Origin of the sequence: Herbiconiux sp. (genome assembly GCF_023264895.1) — a bacterium.
Taxonomy (GTDB): Bacteria; Actinomycetota; Actinomycetes; order Actinomycetales; family Microbacteriaceae; genus Herbiconiux.
Map to the genome: position 1 here is coordinate 1 of NZ_JAHFUY010000105.1, position 14,782 is coordinate 14,782.

Genomic DNA, 14,782 nt, shown 5'->3' on the forward strand with positions numbered 1-14,782 from the left:
CCCCCCCCCCCCCGACTTGACAGAAGTCGCGCCTAAACGCGCCGACTTGGCACATCTTGTGTCAAGTCGGCCCGTTTAGGCACAGGAAGTGTCAAGTCGCTGGCGCGGGGGCCGCGCGGCGGGCTCGGGGGCGGCGCTGGCAGTGGGGGCAGAGGTGCGAGGAGCGGTTCATGAAGGCCTCCCGCACGATCGGCGTGCCGCAGCGCGGGCAGGGCTTGCCCTGCTGGCCGTAGGCGTTGAGGCTGTGGGAGAAGTAGCCCGAGGCCCCGTTCACGTTCACGTACTGCGCGTCGAAGCTCGTTCCGCCCTCGGCCAGCGCCTTGCCCAGCACGAGCCGCACCTCGGCCAGCAGCTCCCGCAGACGAGGCCGCGTCAGCCGGTCGGCCGGATGCTCGTAATGCAGCCGCGCCGCCCAAAGCGACTCGTCGGCGTAGATGTTGCCGATCCCCGAGATGAGCGTCTGGTCGAGCAGGGCCCGCTTGATCCCCGTGCGCTTGCGCCCCAGAGCGGCGAAGAACAGCGCCTCGTCAAACGCCGGATCGAGCGGATCGCGCGCGATGTGCGCCACCTGCGACGGCACGAGCGCCGCAGACGCGGCCGGCCCCGGCCCCGACCCCGACCCCGACCCCGACCCCGACGCGAGAACCTCCCCGAAGTACCCGCCAGGCTGCCCGTCGGCCGTGGCCACGAGCCGGTCGACCGCCATCGACCCGAAGATCCGCTGATCGACGAAGTTCACCCAGAACTCCCCCTGCTCCGGATGCTCGATGTGCAGCCGGATGCGCAGCAGCCCGTCCTCCACGACACCGGGCGTGCGCAGCAGCACCTGCCCGCTCATGCCGAGATGTGTGACGAGGGCCTGCGCCCCAGAGCCACCCCCGGCATCCCCCAGCGGGAACCACAGGAACTTCCCCCGCCGCCCCGCCCTCAGGATCGTGCGCCCCTCGAGCAGCGCGTCGAACGCCCCCTCGAGCGGACTGTGCCGCTTGAGCGACCGCTCGTCGAACACCTCCACGGCCGTGATGACGGCCCCGGACACCGCGGGCGAGAGCCCCGCCCGCACGACCTCGACCTCGGGCAGCTCCGGCACGACCGCCGCCCTACTCGCCGAGCAGCACGAAAGCGGCTGCGGCGGCCTCGGCCTCGGCCTGCTTCTTGCTCGACCCGGCACCGGTGGCGGAGACCGGCTGACGCTTCCGGGCCCCCGACACGCTCACCGTCGCCACGAAGCTCTTCCGATGGTCGGGCCCGCTCTCGGCCACCGAGTAGACGGGCGCCTCGAACCCGAGCCGGCCGGCCTTCTCCTGCAGCGCGGTCTTCGGATCCATGCCCACGCCGAAGCGCCGGGGGTCGCGCACGAGCGGCTCTACGAGCCGCAGCACGAGCGGGGTCGCCACATCCGGACCCTGGTCGAGGTAGGTGGCGCCGATCAGCGCCTCCATGGTGTCGGCCAGGATCGACGACTTGTCGCGCCCTCCCGTCAGCTCCTCGCCGCGCCCGAGCTTGAGGTGCGGACCGAGCCCGATGGTGCGCGCGATCTCGGCGAGCGCGACGGTCGACACGAGAGAGGCGCGGCGCTTGGCCAGCTCGCCCTCCTCGAGGTCCGGGAAGCTCGTGTAGAGCATGACCGTGACCGCCTGGCCGAGGATGGAGTCGCCGAGGAACTCGAGCCGCTCGTTCGTGGGGATGCCGCCGTGCTCGTAGGAGTACGAGCGGTGCGTGAGTGCCAGGTCGAGCAGATCGGGGTCGAGCGAGATCTGCAGGCTCGCCAAAAGGTGCGACCTGTTCTCCTCGACTTCAGAAGACACGGATCGCACCCTTCAGCGAAAAGCTGATGCTATACGTCGGCGACCTTGCGGCCCTTGTACTCCATGAACAGCGGAGTGCCGGCCGAGTCCTCGACGACCTTCGCGCGGTGCGGGAGGCTGTAGGTGGTCTTGCCGTTCTCGATGGTCTTGACCAGCGTGGGGATCTCGGCCTTCCACTGCGAACGACGCGCGTGCGTGTTGGAACGTGACTGCTTCCGCTTCGGAACGGCCATGACTATCTCTCTTCTTCTCTGTCGGTCTCACGACCGGCGGTCAAGACTCCGTGCTTATTTGCTCTCGGAGCCTGTGTCTTCGGAAACTTCATCTCGGTCGTTCGCCAGCCCTGCGAGCGCCGACCAGCGAGGGTCGATCGGCTCGGGTGCAGGCTCCGCGGGATTCTCAGCCAGTCGCTCGCCCGTTGCGGGGTCGAGTCCTGGGCAATCCGGCTCACACACCGGCTGGAACGGAAGTGACAGCACCACCGTATCCCTGATCAGAGATTCGAGGTCGACATGGTCGTCTTTCACCTCATGATCAAAAGCTTCGTCAGAAGAATACGCGAAAAGCTCCTGGAATTCGACTTCGACAGGCAGGGTGATCTCCCGAAGGCATCGCCCGCACTCGCCGTCGGCCTCCGCGGAGACCTCCGCGCTCACCAGAATGCCCTCGTGCACCGACTCCAGACGCACGTCGACGTGGAGCTCTTCGCCCGCCTGAACGGCCACGAGGCCCTCGCCGAGCTTCTCCTTCACGTCGACGTCGAACGAGTGCTCGCGCATCTCGCCCGGCTTGTGCAGGATGTCGCGCACGTTGACCGTGTAAGGGGTCTTCCTGAATGTGCTCATCGCGAGATTCTACCCGCGTTCCGGGGGCACGGGGTTCCTGTGCACGTTCGCGGCCACCACGGCGGCCGCCTCGGCCCGCAGGGCGTCGACGACGGTGCGGACGGCCAGCCGCTCGGCACGGTCGGGCCTCATGAGCGCGAAGATGTGCCGCTCGGAGACGATCCCGTGCAGGTTCCGCAGCACGATCTCGCTGCGGTAGGCGCCACCGGCCGTGTAGCAGGGCAGCACGGCGACGCCGAGCCCGGCGGCCACGAAGGCCTCGGTCACGCGCGTGTCGCCGAAGCGCTGCACGACGTTCATGGGGGTGCCGGCGGCCTGCGAGATGTCGAGGATGGTGCGCTCGAACGGGTAGCCCCAGGGCACCCCGATCCAGTTCTCCCCGATCAGGTCCTCGGGCAGCAGCTCGTCCTTCTCGGCGAGCGGATGCCCGGGCGGCAGCGCGATGTCGAGCGGCTCGGTCATGAGCTTCACGGCCGTGATCTCGCTCGCCTGCCAGTTCGCCGCGGCCGAGGAGGCGGAGTGCGCGAGCACGATGTCGAAGTCGGAGGTGAGGGCGGGGAAGTCGTCGCTCTCGGGGTCGCGGTCCGAGCAGTGCAGGGTGAGCCCGCCCACGGCCTCGAGCCGCCGCATGACCCCCGGCAGCAGCATCTGGCCGCCGGTCGGGAAGGTCGCGAGCGACACCTCCCCCGTGGGGTCGTTGCGGAACTCGTCCCAGAGCGCGGTGGCGTGCTCGATGGCTACGGCCACGTCGGCGGCGCTCCGCGCGAGCGCTCGGCCCGCATCCGTCAGCACGATGCCGCGACCGGCCTTCTCGGTGAGCGGCAGCCCTGCCTCGCGCTCGAGCACGCGGAGCTGCTGCGAGACCGCGGAGGGGGTGCGGTGCGTGGCGCGGGCCACCTCGGTGATGCTGCCGCGCTCCGCGAGCTCGCGGAGCAGTTCGAGCCGTCGTACGTCCATGTAGAAACCCTACGTCGTGAACGCACGACGGCTCGACCCGCCTACAGCGAGCTGAACGCCTCGTCGTAGAGCGCGAGCGCCCGCTCCGCCTCGGCATCCGTCACCACGCACGGCGGCACGACGTGCAGCCGGTTGTCGGCGAAGAAGGGCAGGAGCCCGAGCGACAGCAGCTTCGACTTGAGCGCACCGACCACGGTGGCCGGTGCCGGCTCCCGCGTCTCGGGGTCGGCCACGAGGTCGAGCGCCCAGAAGACGCCGAGCCCGCGCACCTCGCCGATGACGGCGTGCTTGGCAGCGAGGGCCGCAAGGCCCGGCCCGAGCACGTCGCGGCCGATCCGCGCGGCGTTCTCCACGATGCCCTCGGTCTCCATGGCGTCGAGCGCTCCCACGATCGCCGCCATGGCGAGCGGATGCCCCGAGTAGGTCAGGCCGCCGGGGAACACGCTCTCGTCGAAGATCGCCGAGATCGAGGGCGAGATGATGACGCCGCCCGCCGGCACGTAGCCGGAGTTGACGCCCTTGGCGAAGGTGATGAGGTCGGGCTCCACGAGACCGCCCTCCTGCTCGGCGAGCGACTGGAAGGCGAACCAGCCGCCGGTGCGGCCGAAGCCGGCCATGACCTCGTCGAAGATCAGCACGATGCCGTAGCGGTCGGCGAGCGCCCTGACTCCCGTGAGGTAGCCCGGCGGGGGCACGAGCACGCCCGCGGTGCCGGGGATGGTCTCGATCAGGATGGCGGCGATCGATGAGGCGCCCTCGGCCTGGATGATGCGCTCGAGGTGGTGCAGCGCCCTGGCCGACTCCTCCTCGGGCGTCGTGGCCCAGAACTCGGAGCGGTAGGCGAAGGGCCCGAAGAAGTGCACGTGCCCGCGCGAGTACTCGTTCGGCACGCGGCGCCAGTCGCCCGTGGCCACCACGGCGGCCCCGGTGTTGCCGTGGTAGGAGCGGTAGGCCGAGAGCACCTTGTCGCGCCCCGTGTAGAGCCTGGCCATGCGGATGGCGTTCTCGTTGGCATCCGCACCGCCGTTGGTGAAGAAGACCTTGTCGTAGGAGGAGCCGGCGCGGTCGAGGATGCGCTGGGCGGCCTTGCCGCGGGTGAGGTTGGCGTGCGCCGGGGCGACGGTGGTGAGGATGTCGGCCTGCTCCTTGATGGCCGAGACCACGGCCGGGTGCTGGTGCCCGATGTTGGTGTTGACGAGCTGGGAGGAGAAGTCGAGGTACTCGTTGCCCTCGAAGTCCCAGACGGTGGAGCCGAGGCCACCGGCGATCACCATGGGGTTCAGCGCCCCCTGGGCCGACCAGGAGTGGAAGACGTGGGCCTTGTCGAGCTCGCGGGTGAGCTGGCCGTCGGCGGGGTCGAGAGTCATGGGTGGTGCCTGTCCTTCTGGTCGTGCGGATGGGTGATCCGTCACGTCGTGCCGCTCTGACGCCGTCGAAGCGGCACGACGTGACGGATCGGGGGTGCTAGTTGCCGCCCTCGTTGAGGGTGACCTCGATGGGGGCGTAGTCGGCGCCGATGACGTCGACGCCCTCCTCCTCGAGCTCGGCGAGGGCCTTCTCCACGTACTCGTTGGAGAACGCGGTCGCCGGGGGCTCCTCGGTGATGACGGTCGCGCCGGTCTCGTTGGGGGTGTCCATGGCGATCTCGACCGTCTGGTCCCACTGGTCCTGGTTGATCGTGCCGACACCGGAGGTCGAGGGCCAGATCAGCTTGTTGACCTCGTTGGTCATCCAGAGCTGGTGGCTCTCACCGAGCTGCGAGCCCGACTCGGTCACGATCGTCGCGGCCTCCTCGGGGTTGTCGCGGGCGTACGCCCAGCCCTTGATCGAGGCCTTGATGAACTTCACCGCGGTGTCGGCGTAGTCGGCGTCGTCGGCGAGGCGGTCGCTGTCGGCCCAGATGGCATCCTGGAGCATCGCGGTGCCCTCTTCGTTCCAGTCGATCACGTTGAGCTCGTCCGGCTGGAACAGCTCTCCCGTGGCCGGGTTGATCGACTCGAGCACCTGCGCGTACTCGTTGTAGGTCATCGCCTGGGCGGCGTCGATGTCGCCGGCCAGGAAGCCGTTCATGTCGAACGCCTGCGAGACCAGCGAGATGTCGTCGAGCGCCACGCCCGCCTTGCCCATGCCGGCGAACAGCTCCCACTCGTTGCCGTAGCCCCAGCTGCCGACCGACTTGCCCTTGAGGTCGGCGGCGGTGGTGATGTTCGCCTCCTTCATCGAGACCTGCGTGGTGCCGGAGCGCTCGAAGATCTGCGCGATGTCGGTGACGGCCGCGCCCTGCTCGATCGAGCCGAGCACCTTGGGCACCCAGGAGATGGCGAAGTCGGCGTCGCCGCCGGTGAGCACGTCGATCGGCACGATGTCGGCGGCGCCCTCGAGGATCGTGACGTCGAGGCCCTCCTCCTCGTAGAAGCCCTGGTCGAGCGCTGCGTAGTAGCCCGCGAACTGCGCCTGCGAGAACCACTGCAGCTGCAGGCTCACGGGGGTGAGCTCGCCGTCGGCCGAGTCGGTCGAACCGCCGTCGGTGCCTCCTGACGAGCAGCCGGCGAGCGCGAGTGCCGAGACGGCGAGCGCTCCGACGCCGGTGATGAGTCGAGTGCTGTGTTTCATGCTTCCTCCTTTGGTGGTGCTGCGGATGGTGCGGGGGTGGAACGGCTAGGTGCTCGGCTTGTAGTGCCGGGTGGCGAACTTCTCGATGCCGAGGGTGACGCAGTAGAAGAGGAGCCCGACGAGGATGGCGCCCAGCACGTAGGCCCAGGCGAGCGGGTAGTTCGACGACGACGCGGCCGAGGTGATCGACTTGCCGAGGCCGCCGACGGGCCCGCCGAAGTACTCGGCGATGAGGGCCGAGATCACGGCGAGGCTCGACGCGATCCGGAGCCCGGTGAAGATGAACGGCAGCGCCCCCGGCACCGTCACGGTGCGCGTGAGCTGCCAGGCGGATGCCGCGTAGACGTGCATGAGGTCGCGGTGCACCGGGCGCACCTGGCGAAGACCCCGCAGCGTGTTGATGTAGACGGGGATGAAGACCGCGATCGCGGCGACCAGCTGCCGGGCCGTCTCGGCACCGGCGCCGAACATCGTGTAGAGCACGGGGGCGAGCGCCACGATCGGCACCACGGCGAGGGCGGCGATGACGGCGGCGCTGAGCTCGTCGATCACCCGGATGAGGGCGGCGATCACGGCGAACAGGATGCCCAGGACACCGCCGATCACGAGCCCCACGAGGGCGTTGCCGCCCGTCACCACGGCCCCCTGCAGCACGGAGCCGAAGCTGCCCCCGAACTGCTCGCCGATGGCGAGCGGGCCGGGCACGATGAACGGCTTGACCTCGAACACCACGATCAGGAGCTGCCAGAGCGCGAGCGCCACGACGCCGAGCAGCACGGGCGCGAGCACCGTGCGGGCGCTCGATGCCGGTCGCGGGGTCGCGGTGCTCATCGCGTCTCGACCCCGCGGATGCCCACGGGAGCCTCGCCGTGCAGGAGCTCGCGCACCCGGCTGACGTTCTCGAAGAAGGCCTCGTTCTCGCGCAGCTGCTCGGTGCGCTCGGCGGCCGAGCCGAGCGAGACGGTGAGGATGTCGCGGATGCGCCCCGGCCGCGGCGACATGACGACGACACGGTTGGAGAGGTACACGGCCTCCGGGATGGAGTGCGTGACGAACACGACCGCGGCACCCGTCTCGGCGGTGATGCGCACGAGCTCGGTCTGCATGCGCTCCCGCGTCATCTCGTCGAGGGCGCCGAACGGCTCGTCCATGAGCAGCAGGCGCGGGCTCTCGGCGAGCGAGCGGGCGATGGCGACGCGCTGCTGCATGCCGCCGGAGAGCTGGTCGGGGTAGCTCTCGGCGAAGTCCGAGAGGCCCACGAGGGCGAGCAGCTCGGCCGAGCGCGCCTTGCGGGCGGCACCGGCCACTCCGTGCAGCTCGAGCGGCAGCTCGATGTTGCCCGACACGGTGCGCCAGGGCAGGAGGCCGGCCTGCTGGAAGGCGATGCCGTACTCCTGGTCGATCCGGGCCTGCCTGGCCGTCTTGCCGAAGACGGTCACGGTGCCGGCGGTCGGCGCATCCAGGTCGGCGATCAGGCGCAGGAGCGTCGACTTGCCGCAGCCCGAGGGGCCGATGAGCGAGACGAACTCCCCCGGCGCGACCGTGAGGTCGATGTTCTCGAGCGCCGTGACGGTGGCCTTCTTCTTGCCGGTGAAGATCTTGTCGACCCCGACGACCTCGACGGCGGCGGATGCGACGGCGGCGGATGCCGGCGATGCGGCGGCGGATGCTGCGGGTGCGTCGCTCATGCGGGCACTTCCCCTCTGCGGTAACGACGGAGCAGGACTCCGAGCAGTGCGATGAAGCCGGCGGCGACGAGGCCGACCGCGATGGCTCCGAAGATGGGCGCCCAGGTCTTGGCGGGATCGCCCGAGGCCTGCTGCGCGTATTCGATGATCATGCGGCCGATGCCGCCGCGGAGGCCGATCGAGACCTCCGCCACGACCGTGCCGATCACGGCGTTGGCGGCCGCGAGCCGGAGCGCGGGCAGGAGGTAGGGCACCGAGGCGGGCAGGCGCAGCTTGAACAGCGTCTTCCACCAGCCGACCCCGTAGCTGCGGAACAGCTCGACGTGGATGGCGTCGGGCGAGTTGAGGCCGCGGAGGGCGCCGATCGACACCGGGAAGAACGCGAGGTAGGAGGCGATGACCGCCACCGACATCCAGTTCTCCCAGGTGAAGTCGCCGAACTCGAGCTGCGAGCCCCAGCGGCGAACCAGCGGCGCGATCGCGATGAGCGGCACGGTCTGGCTGAGGATGATCCAGGGCAGCACCGCCGACTCCGCCGTGCGGAAGCGCTGCATGAGCACCGCGAGGAGCATGCCCACCACGACGCCGACGACCCAGCCCACGGCCGCCACCCCGAGGGTGAAGGCCGAGGCCTCGAGCACCGCCGACCACACCGGCACGGCGTTCCGGCCGGAGCCGGTCTCGCCGAACAGGCGGGTGATCATGTCCCACACGTGCGGCATGGCCAGATCGGTGGTGCGCGGGAGGATCGTGAGATCGCCCACCACCACGCCCTCGGCGGGCCCCACCGCCTTGTAGAGCTCCCAGAGCGCCACGAGCAGCAGCACCCCGCCCACCCCGAAGGCGACGCGCTTCACGGCGGCGTTGCCGCGCGGCGCATCCTTCGGCCGGGGCGGTCTCGCCCGAGTGCTCGATCCGGGGGCTGCCGTCATGCCTTGGCCGTGATGTGGTCTCGGAGCGCGGGCATCACGGTCTCGCCGTACACGCGGAGGGTCTCCTCCTTGTTGTCGTGCTGCAGGTAGCCGGCGAACTGGGTCACGCCGATCTCCTTGTACTGCTCGAGCTTCTCGATGTGGTCCTTCGCCGTGCCGAGCACGCAGAAGCGGTCGACGATGTCGTCGGGCACGAAGGCCGTGTGCGAGTTGCCGGCGCGGCCGTGCTCGTTGTAGTCGTAGCCCTCGCGGTCCTTGATGTAGTCGGTGAGGGCCTTCGGCACGTCGCTGTCGGTGCCGTACTTCGAGACGATGTCGGCCACGTGGTTTCCCACCATGCCGCCGAACCAGCGGCACTGGTCGCGCATGTGCTCCCAGTCGTCGCCGATGTACATCGGGGCGGCGATGCAGAACTTGATCTCATCCGGGTTCCGGCCCGCGTTGGAGGCGGCCGTCCGCACGGTCTCGATCATCCACTTGGCGATGTCGATGTCGCCGCACTGCAGGATGAATCCGTCGCCGACCTCGCCCGTGAGCTTGAGGGCGAGCGGGCCGTAGGCCGCCACCCACATCTCGAGCTCGGAGCCGTGGCTCCACGGGAACTGCAGGGTCTGACCGTTGTACTCCACGGCCCGGCTGCTCGCGAGCTCCCGGATGACGTGGATGGACTCCCGGAGCGACTTCAGCGTGGTGGGCGCGCCGCCCGTGACGCGCACCGCCGAGTCGCCGCGGCCGATGCCGCAGACGGTGCGGTTGCCGTACATCTCGTTGAGGGTCGCGTAGACCGAGGCCGTGACCGTCCAGTCGCGGGTGGCCGGGTTGGTCACCATGGGGCCGACCTTGATCTTGTGCGTCTCGGCCAGGATCTGGCTGTAGATCACGTAGGGCTCCTGCCAGAGCAGGTGCGAGTCGAAGGTCCAGAAGTAATCGAACCCGTACTGCTCGCTGAGCTTCGCGAGGCCGACGGTGCGTGCTGCGGGGGGATTGGTCTGAACGACCGCGCCGAAATCCATCTGTGTGTCTCCTTGGTGCTTCGTGCGTCAGATCAGGTACTGGCTCAGGCCGCGCTTGAAGTACGCGCCGTCGCCCTTCTTGCCGAGGTAGGTGTTGTCGTCGACCACTTTGCGACCCCGCGAGAACACGGTGTCGACGTGGCCGTCGATCTCGAAGCCCTCCCAGGCCGAGTAGTCCATGTTCATGTGGTGGGTCTTGCCTGTGCTCTCACCCCGGCCGTCGGTCGGGAGACCGATGGAGGTGTGCCCGTTGGGGTTGTAGATCACGACGTCGCCGTCGGCGCCGGGCTGGATGACGCCCTTCTTGCCGTGGATGCCGAACATCCGGGCCGGCGTGGTCGACGTGAGCTCCACCCAGCGCGGCAGCGAGATCTCTCCCATCACCACACCCTGGTAGATCAGGTCCATGCGGTGCTCGACCGAGCCGATGCCGTTCGGGATCTTCGAGAAGTTGCCGATCCCCATGTCCTTCTGGCCCTTCATGCAGAAGGGGCAGTGGTCGGTCGAGATCACCTGGAGGTCGTTGGTGCGGAGCCCCTGCCACATGTGGCCCTGGTGGCCCTCGTGCTTCGAGCGCAGCGGGGTGGAGCACACCCACTTGGCGCCCTCGAAGTCGCCCCACTCCTCGCTCGACGCGCCGAGCTGATCCTCGAGCGAGAGGTAGAGGTACTGCGGGCAGGTCTCGGCGAACACGTTCTGCCCGTTGTCGCGGGCCGCCGCGATCTGCTCCACGGCCTGCTTCGCGCTCACGTGCACGATGTAGAGCGGGGCGCCGGTGAGGTTGGCGAGCATGATCGCGCGGTGCGTGGCCTCCTCCTCGGCCTGCCAGGGGCGGGAAGTGCCGTGGTAGAACGGCGAGGTCTCGCCGCGCTCGATGTGCTGCTGCACCAGCAGGTCGATGACCGAGCCGTTCTCGGCGTGCATCATCATGAGCGCGCCGTTCTCGGCGCCCTTCTGCATCGCCTTCACGATCTGGCCGTCGTCGCTCAGGAACACGCCCTTGTAGGCCATGAAGAGCTTGAAGGAGGTGACGCCCTCATTGATCAGCTCGTCCATCGCGGTGAGGCTCGAATCCTGCACGTCCGAGAGGATCTGGTGGAATCCGTAGTCGACCGCGCACTGCCCGGCCGCCTTCTCCTGCCACAGGTTGTACTGCTCCAGGATGTTCTCGCCCGCGTACTGCACCACGAAGTCGATGATCGACGTCGTGCCGCCGTGCGCCGCAGCGCGCGTGCCGGTCTCGAAGGTGTCGCTGGCCTCGGTGCCGCCGAACGGCATCTGCATGTGGGTGTGCGCGTCGATCCCGCCCGGGATGACGTACTTGCCGGTCGCGTCGACGACCTGGTCGACGTTCGACGCGAGGTCGAAGCCGAGCAGGGTCGATCCGGGTGCTAGGACCGCGGCGATGGTCTCGCCGTCGATCAGCACGTCGGCCTGGGCGGTCCCCGTGGCGTTCACGACGGTGCCACCGGTGATGAGGGTCTTGGTCATTCTCAGCTCCGTTGCTCGCTGGTCTCTACGGTTTCGGGATGCTCGTGTACGAGTCGGGGCGACGGTCGCGGTAGAACTGCCAGTCGTCGCGCACCGCCCGGATCATGTCGAGGTCGAGGTCGCGGATCACGAGCTCCTCGGCGTCGCCCGAGGCGTAGCCCCCCACGATGTTGCCCTGCGGGTCGGCGAACTGGCTCGTGCCGTAGAAGGTGACGGCGAGGTCGCCGTACTCGTTGTCCTCGCGGCCGACTCGGTTGGGGGCGGCGACGAAGTAGCCGTTGGCCGCGGCCGCGGCGGGCTGCTCGAGCTCCCACAGGCGGTTGGAGAGCCCGGGCTTCGTGGCGTTGGGGTTGAAGACGATCTCGGCGCCGTTCAGGCCCAGCTCCCGCCAGCCCTCGGGGAAGTGACGGTCGTAGCAGATGTAGACGCCGATGCGGCCGACGGCCGTGTCGAAGACGGGGTAGCCGAGGTTGCCGGGCCGGAAGTAGAACTTCTCCCAGAACCGGTCGACGTGCGGGATGTGGTGCTTGCGGTACGAGCCGAGGATCGTGCCGTCGGAGTCGACCACCACGGCGGTGTTGTAGTAGACGCCGGGCTGGTCCTCCTCGTAGATGGGCAGGATCGTCACGAGACCGAGCTCCTTCGCGAGCGCCGCGAAGCGCTGCACGATCGGGCCGTCGGCCGGTTCGGCGTAGCGGTAGTACTTCTTGTCCTGCGTGATGCCGAAGTAGGGGCCGTAGAAGAGCTCCTGGAAGCAGATGACCTGGGCGCCCTCGGCTGCGGCATCGCGCATGAACTGCTCGTGCTTGTCGAGCATCGACTCCTTGTCGCCCGTCCAGCTGGCCTGGGTGATCGCCGCGCGGATCGTCGTCATTGATGGCCTTCCTCGAAAACAAAAGAGGGGCGGTTTCTCACCCCGTTTTGTTATTATTGGCGGTGAACATTTCTCTCGTGTTTCAGATTGTGACGTGAGCGTAAATATGTCAAGGGTCGCCTGCAGCACTGCCTAGGGTGGGAGCCCATGCTCGAACTGATCGCCGACGCGGTGGAACACCGCACGCCGGAGGGGATCGCGGCCGCCATCTCGCGGCTCATCCGCTCGGGTTCGCTCGGCGCGGGCGATCGGCTGCCGACGGTGCGCGACGTCGCCTCCACCCTCGGCGTGAGCCCCGCCACGGTCTCGAACGCCTGGCAGGCGCTCTCGGGGGTCGGTCTCATCACCTCGCGCGGCCGGGCCGGCAGCTACGTGCTGCAGGCGTCGGCGTCGTGGATGCCGCCGCACTTCGGCGAGCTCGCCGGCTCGCACGTCGTGGCGCGGCTCGACCTCTCGACGGGCACACCCGATCCGGAGCTGCTGCCCGACCTCGCGGCCGCGCTCACCAAGGTGCCCACCCGGGCCGACACCGCGAGCTACCTCAGCGCCCCCGTGCTGCCCGAGCTCGACCTGCACCTGCGGGCATCCTGGCCCTACCCCGTGGCGGCGCTCACGATCGTCGACGGCGCCCTCGATGCCATCTCGCGCTCGCTCGAGTCGCTCGTGCGGTTCGGCGACCGGGTGGTGGTCGAGAACCCCGGGTTCCCCCCGTTCTTCGACCTGCTCGACCACCTCGGCGTCGAGCGGATCCCGGTCGACATCGATCGCGAGGGCCTCCGGCCGGACCAGCTGGCCCGGGCCCTCCGGCTGAACCCCGCCGCCATCATCCTGCAGCCGCGCGCCCACAACCCCACGGGCGTCTCGATGTCGAGCGAGCGGGTGCGGGAGCTCGCGCGCGTGCTCCGCGCCAACACGCACCTGAGCGACCCCGTGGTGATCGAGGACGACCATTCCGGCGAGATCTCGAGCTCCCCCGCGCACAGCCTCGGCACGTGGCTGCCGCAGCGCACCCTGCACGTGCGGAGCTACGCCAAGTCGCACGGGCCCGACCTCCGGATCGCCGCCCTCGGGGGGCCGGAGCAGCTGATCGACCGCATCGTGGCGCGGCGCATGATCGGGCCGGGCTGGACCTCGCGCATGCTCCAGACGATCCTCTACGAGCTGCTCACGGCGAGCGCCTCGCTCGACGCCGTGCACGATGCGCGCCGCATCTACCAGGCGCGGCAGCGGGAGCTCTCGGAGGCGCTCGTGGCGGCCGGCGTCAGCCACAGCCCGTCCGACGGCATCAACACCTGGCTGCCGGTCGCCGATGAGAAGTCGGCCATCGTCGCCCTCGCCGCCAGCGGCATCCGGGTGGCCGCCGGCTCGAGCTTCATCGCCTCGCCTTCCGCCGCCGCGCCCTCTCCGTCGCCGCACTTCCTCCGCGTCACGGCCGGCCGCGTCACCGACGACTTCACCCCCCTCGCAGCCCTCCTCGCGGCTGCCTCCCGCGTCACCTGAGCAGGCGGCCACGGACAAGGGGGTTGGAACGATGGGGTTGAATGGGGGCGTGCGAGTGACGGTGATTGCGGGCGGTGTCGGCGGGGCGAGGTTCTTGAGGGGGCTGCGATCGCATCTGCGTGAGGCGTACCCGAATGGCGACGGCGGGTCGACCGCCGAGATCACCGCCGTGGTCAACACGGGCGACGACATGTGGCTGACGGGGCTGCGGGTGTGCCCCGACCTCGACTCGATCATGTACACGCTCGGCGGCGCGAACGACGACGAACGCGGCTGGGGCCGCAAGGGCGAGAGCGAGCGCGTGAGCGCCGAGCTCACCGCCTACGGCATCGGCTGGCCGTGGTTCACGCTCGGCGACCTCGATCTCGGCACCCACATCGCCCGCTCGAGCTTCCTCCGCGACGGCCTCACCCTCACCGAGGCGACCGCCCGGCTGTCGGAGCGCTGGCCGCTCGGCGTGCGCCTCCTGCCGATGAGCGATCAGCCGGTCGAGACCCACGTGGAGATCGTGGTCGACGGCAGGCGCCGCATCGTGCACTTCGAGGAGTGGTGGGTGAAGCACCGGGCGTCGGTGCCCGCTCAGCGGTTCATCCAGGTGGGGGTCGACGCCGCGCATCCGACACCCTCGGTGCTGCACGCGATCGAGCACGCCGACGTCATCGTAATAGCCCCCTCCAACCCCGTCGTGTCGATCGGCACGGTGCTCGGGGTGCCCGGGATGCGCGCGGCCCTGAAGGCGGCGAGGGCGCCGATCGTGGGCGTCTCGCCGATCATCTCGGGCGCGGCGGTGCGCGGCATGGCCGACGCCTGCCTCACGGCGATCGGCGTCGAGACCACGGCCGTCGCGGTCGGCAAGCACTACGGCGCGCGGGCGCGCGGCGGGCTGCTCGACGCGTGGCTGATCGACGAGACGGATGCGCCGGGCGCGGCCGTGCTCGCCGCGGCCGGCATCCCCACCAGCGTGGTGCCCCTCTGGATGCGCGACCCCGACACGAGCGCCCAGCTCGCCGCCGACGCCCTCGCCGCGGCCCGCCGCTAGGGAGCCGCGCGACGGCCCGCCG

The 14,782-nt window shown here is 69.5% G+C and carries 15 protein-coding genes; 2 read left to right on the forward strand and 13 right to left on the reverse strand.

What is annotated here, in order from left to right:
- Nucleotides 1-91: 91 nt before the first annotated feature.
- From mutM to Q0D57_RS16770, 13 genes are all read right to left on the reverse strand, one after another.
- Nucleotides 92-1,090, reverse strand: a complete 999-nt coding sequence (mutM, locus tag Q0D57_RS16710; RefSeq protein WP_291046156.1) for a bifunctional DNA-formamidopyrimidine glycosylase/DNA-(apurinic or apyrimidinic site) lyase — start codon at nt 1,088-1,090, stop codon at nt 92-94.
- Nucleotides 1,091-1,100: 10 nt separating this feature from the next.
- Nucleotides 1,101-1,772, reverse strand: a complete 672-nt coding sequence (gene rnc / locus Q0D57_RS16715; protein ID WP_291046179.1) for a ribonuclease III — start codon at nt 1,770-1,772, stop codon at nt 1,101-1,103.
- A 65-nt stretch (nt 1,773-1,837) separates the two neighbouring features.
- A complete protein-coding gene (rpmF, locus tag Q0D57_RS16720; RefSeq protein ID WP_259530629.1) occupies nt 1,838-2,041 on the reverse strand; it encodes a 50S ribosomal protein L32 in 204 nt (67 codons plus the stop codon).
- A gap of 54 nt (nt 2,042-2,095) precedes the next feature.
- Nucleotides 2,096-2,653 carry a DUF177 domain-containing protein gene (locus Q0D57_RS16725; RefSeq protein ID WP_291046158.1) on the reverse strand — a complete coding sequence of 186 codons (558 nt, stop codon included), beginning with the start codon at nt 2,651-2,653 and terminating at the stop codon, nt 2,096-2,098.
- A 9-nt stretch (nt 2,654-2,662) separates the two neighbouring features.
- On the reverse strand, nt 2,663-3,610 hold the full coding sequence (locus Q0D57_RS16730; protein WP_291046160.1) for a LysR family transcriptional regulator: 948 nt from the start codon (nt 3,608-3,610) through the stop codon (nt 2,663-2,665).
- Between the two features lie 41 nt (nt 3,611-3,651).
- On the reverse strand, nt 3,652-4,977 hold the full coding sequence (locus Q0D57_RS16735; RefSeq protein WP_291046162.1) for an aspartate aminotransferase family protein: 1,326 nt from the start codon (nt 4,975-4,977) through the stop codon (nt 3,652-3,654).
- A 97-nt stretch (nt 4,978-5,074) separates the two neighbouring features.
- Nucleotides 5,075-6,223: an ABC transporter substrate-binding protein gene (locus Q0D57_RS16740; protein WP_291046164.1), complete on the reverse strand. Its 1,149-nt coding sequence runs from the start codon at nt 6,221-6,223 to the stop codon at nt 5,075-5,077.
- Between the two features lie 45 nt (nt 6,224-6,268).
- Nucleotides 6,269-7,054, reverse strand: a complete 786-nt coding sequence (locus Q0D57_RS16745) for an ABC transporter permease (protein WP_291046165.1) — start codon at nt 7,052-7,054, stop codon at nt 6,269-6,271.
- Complete coding sequence (locus tag Q0D57_RS16750) at nt 7,051-7,911, reverse strand: ABC transporter ATP-binding protein (RefSeq protein WP_291046167.1); 861 nt, start codon at nt 7,909-7,911, stop codon at nt 7,051-7,053. The genes Q0D57_RS16745 and Q0D57_RS16750 overlap by 4 nt, the downstream gene beginning before the upstream one ends.
- Nucleotides 7,908-8,843, reverse strand: a complete 936-nt coding sequence (locus Q0D57_RS16755; RefSeq protein WP_291046170.1) for an ABC transporter permease subunit — start codon at nt 8,841-8,843, stop codon at nt 7,908-7,910. Before Q0D57_RS16755 ends, Q0D57_RS16750 begins: the two co-directional genes overlap by 4 nt.
- Nucleotides 8,840-9,856, reverse strand: a complete 1,017-nt coding sequence (locus Q0D57_RS16760) for a TIGR03842 family LLM class F420-dependent oxidoreductase (RefSeq protein WP_291046172.1) — start codon at nt 9,854-9,856, stop codon at nt 8,840-8,842. Before Q0D57_RS16760 ends, Q0D57_RS16755 begins: the two co-directional genes overlap by 4 nt.
- 27 nt (nt 9,857-9,883) lie before the next feature.
- Nucleotides 9,884-11,347: a dihydropyrimidinase gene (hydA, locus tag Q0D57_RS16765; RefSeq protein ID WP_291046174.1), complete on the reverse strand. Its 1,464-nt coding sequence runs from the start codon at nt 11,345-11,347 to the stop codon at nt 9,884-9,886.
- A gap of 25 nt (nt 11,348-11,372) precedes the next feature.
- Complete coding sequence (locus tag Q0D57_RS16770) at nt 11,373-12,221, reverse strand: nitrilase-related carbon-nitrogen hydrolase (RefSeq protein ID WP_259530642.1); 849 nt, start codon at nt 12,219-12,221, stop codon at nt 11,373-11,375.
- 147 nt (nt 12,222-12,368) lie between these two features.
- On the opposite strand from Q0D57_RS16770, the gene Q0D57_RS16775 reads away from it, so the two are divergent.
- The gene (locus tag Q0D57_RS16775) at nt 12,369-13,721 is read left to right on the forward strand and encodes an aminotransferase class I/II-fold pyridoxal phosphate-dependent enzyme (RefSeq protein ID WP_291046175.1); all 1,353 of its coding nucleotides are present in this window, start codon (nt 12,369-12,371) and stop codon (nt 13,719-13,721) included.
- A 49-nt stretch (nt 13,722-13,770) separates the two neighbouring features.
- Nucleotides 13,771-14,760, forward strand: a complete 990-nt coding sequence (gene cofD, locus Q0D57_RS16780; RefSeq protein ID WP_291046177.1) for a 2-phospho-L-lactate transferase — start codon at nt 13,771-13,773, stop codon at nt 14,758-14,760.
- Nucleotides 14,761-14,782: the final 22 nt, after the last annotated feature.

What these genes read in the sequence shown, in the direction of transcription:
- rpmF (WP_259530629.1), bottom strand. Translation starts at nt 2,041, where the DNA reads ATGGCCGTTCCGAAGCGGAAGCAGTCACGTTCCAACACGCACGCGCGT.
- Q0D57_RS16725 (WP_291046158.1), bottom strand. Translation starts at nt 2,653, where the DNA reads ATGAGCACATTCAGGAAGACCCCTTACACGGTCAACGTGCGCGACATC.
- Q0D57_RS16730 (WP_291046160.1), bottom strand. Translation starts at nt 3,610, where the DNA reads ATGGACGTACGACGGCTCGAACTGCTCCGCGAGCTCGCGGAGCGCGGC.
- Q0D57_RS16735 (WP_291046162.1), bottom strand. Translation starts at nt 4,977, where the DNA reads ATGACTCTCGACCCCGCCGACGGCCAGCTCACCCGCGAGCTCGACAAG.
- Q0D57_RS16740 (WP_291046164.1), bottom strand. Translation starts at nt 6,223, where the DNA reads ATGAAACACAGCACTCGACTCATCACCGGCGTCGGAGCGCTCGCCGTC.
- Q0D57_RS16745 (WP_291046165.1), bottom strand. Translation starts at nt 7,054, where the DNA reads ATGAGCACCGCGACCCCGCGACCGGCATCGAGCGCCCGCACGGTGCTC.
- Q0D57_RS16750 (WP_291046167.1), bottom strand. Translation starts at nt 7,911, where the DNA reads ATGAGCGACGCACCCGCAGCATCCGCCGCCGCATCGCCGGCATCCGCC.
- Q0D57_RS16755 (WP_291046170.1), bottom strand. Translation starts at nt 8,843, where the DNA reads ATGACGGCAGCCCCCGGATCGAGCACTCGGGCGAGACCGCCCCGGCCG.
- Q0D57_RS16760 (WP_291046172.1), bottom strand. Translation starts at nt 9,856, where the DNA reads ATGGATTTCGGCGCGGTCGTTCAGACCAATCCCCCCGCAGCACGCACC.
- hydA (WP_291046174.1), bottom strand. Translation starts at nt 11,347, where the DNA reads ATGACCAAGACCCTCATCACCGGTGGCACCGTCGTGAACGCCACGGGG.
- Q0D57_RS16770 (WP_259530642.1), bottom strand. Translation starts at nt 12,221, where the DNA reads ATGACGACGATCCGCGCGGCGATCACCCAGGCCAGCTGGACGGGCGAC.
- Q0D57_RS16775 (WP_291046175.1), top strand. Translation starts at nt 12,369, where the DNA reads ATGCTCGAACTGATCGCCGACGCGGTGGAACACCGCACGCCGGAGGGG.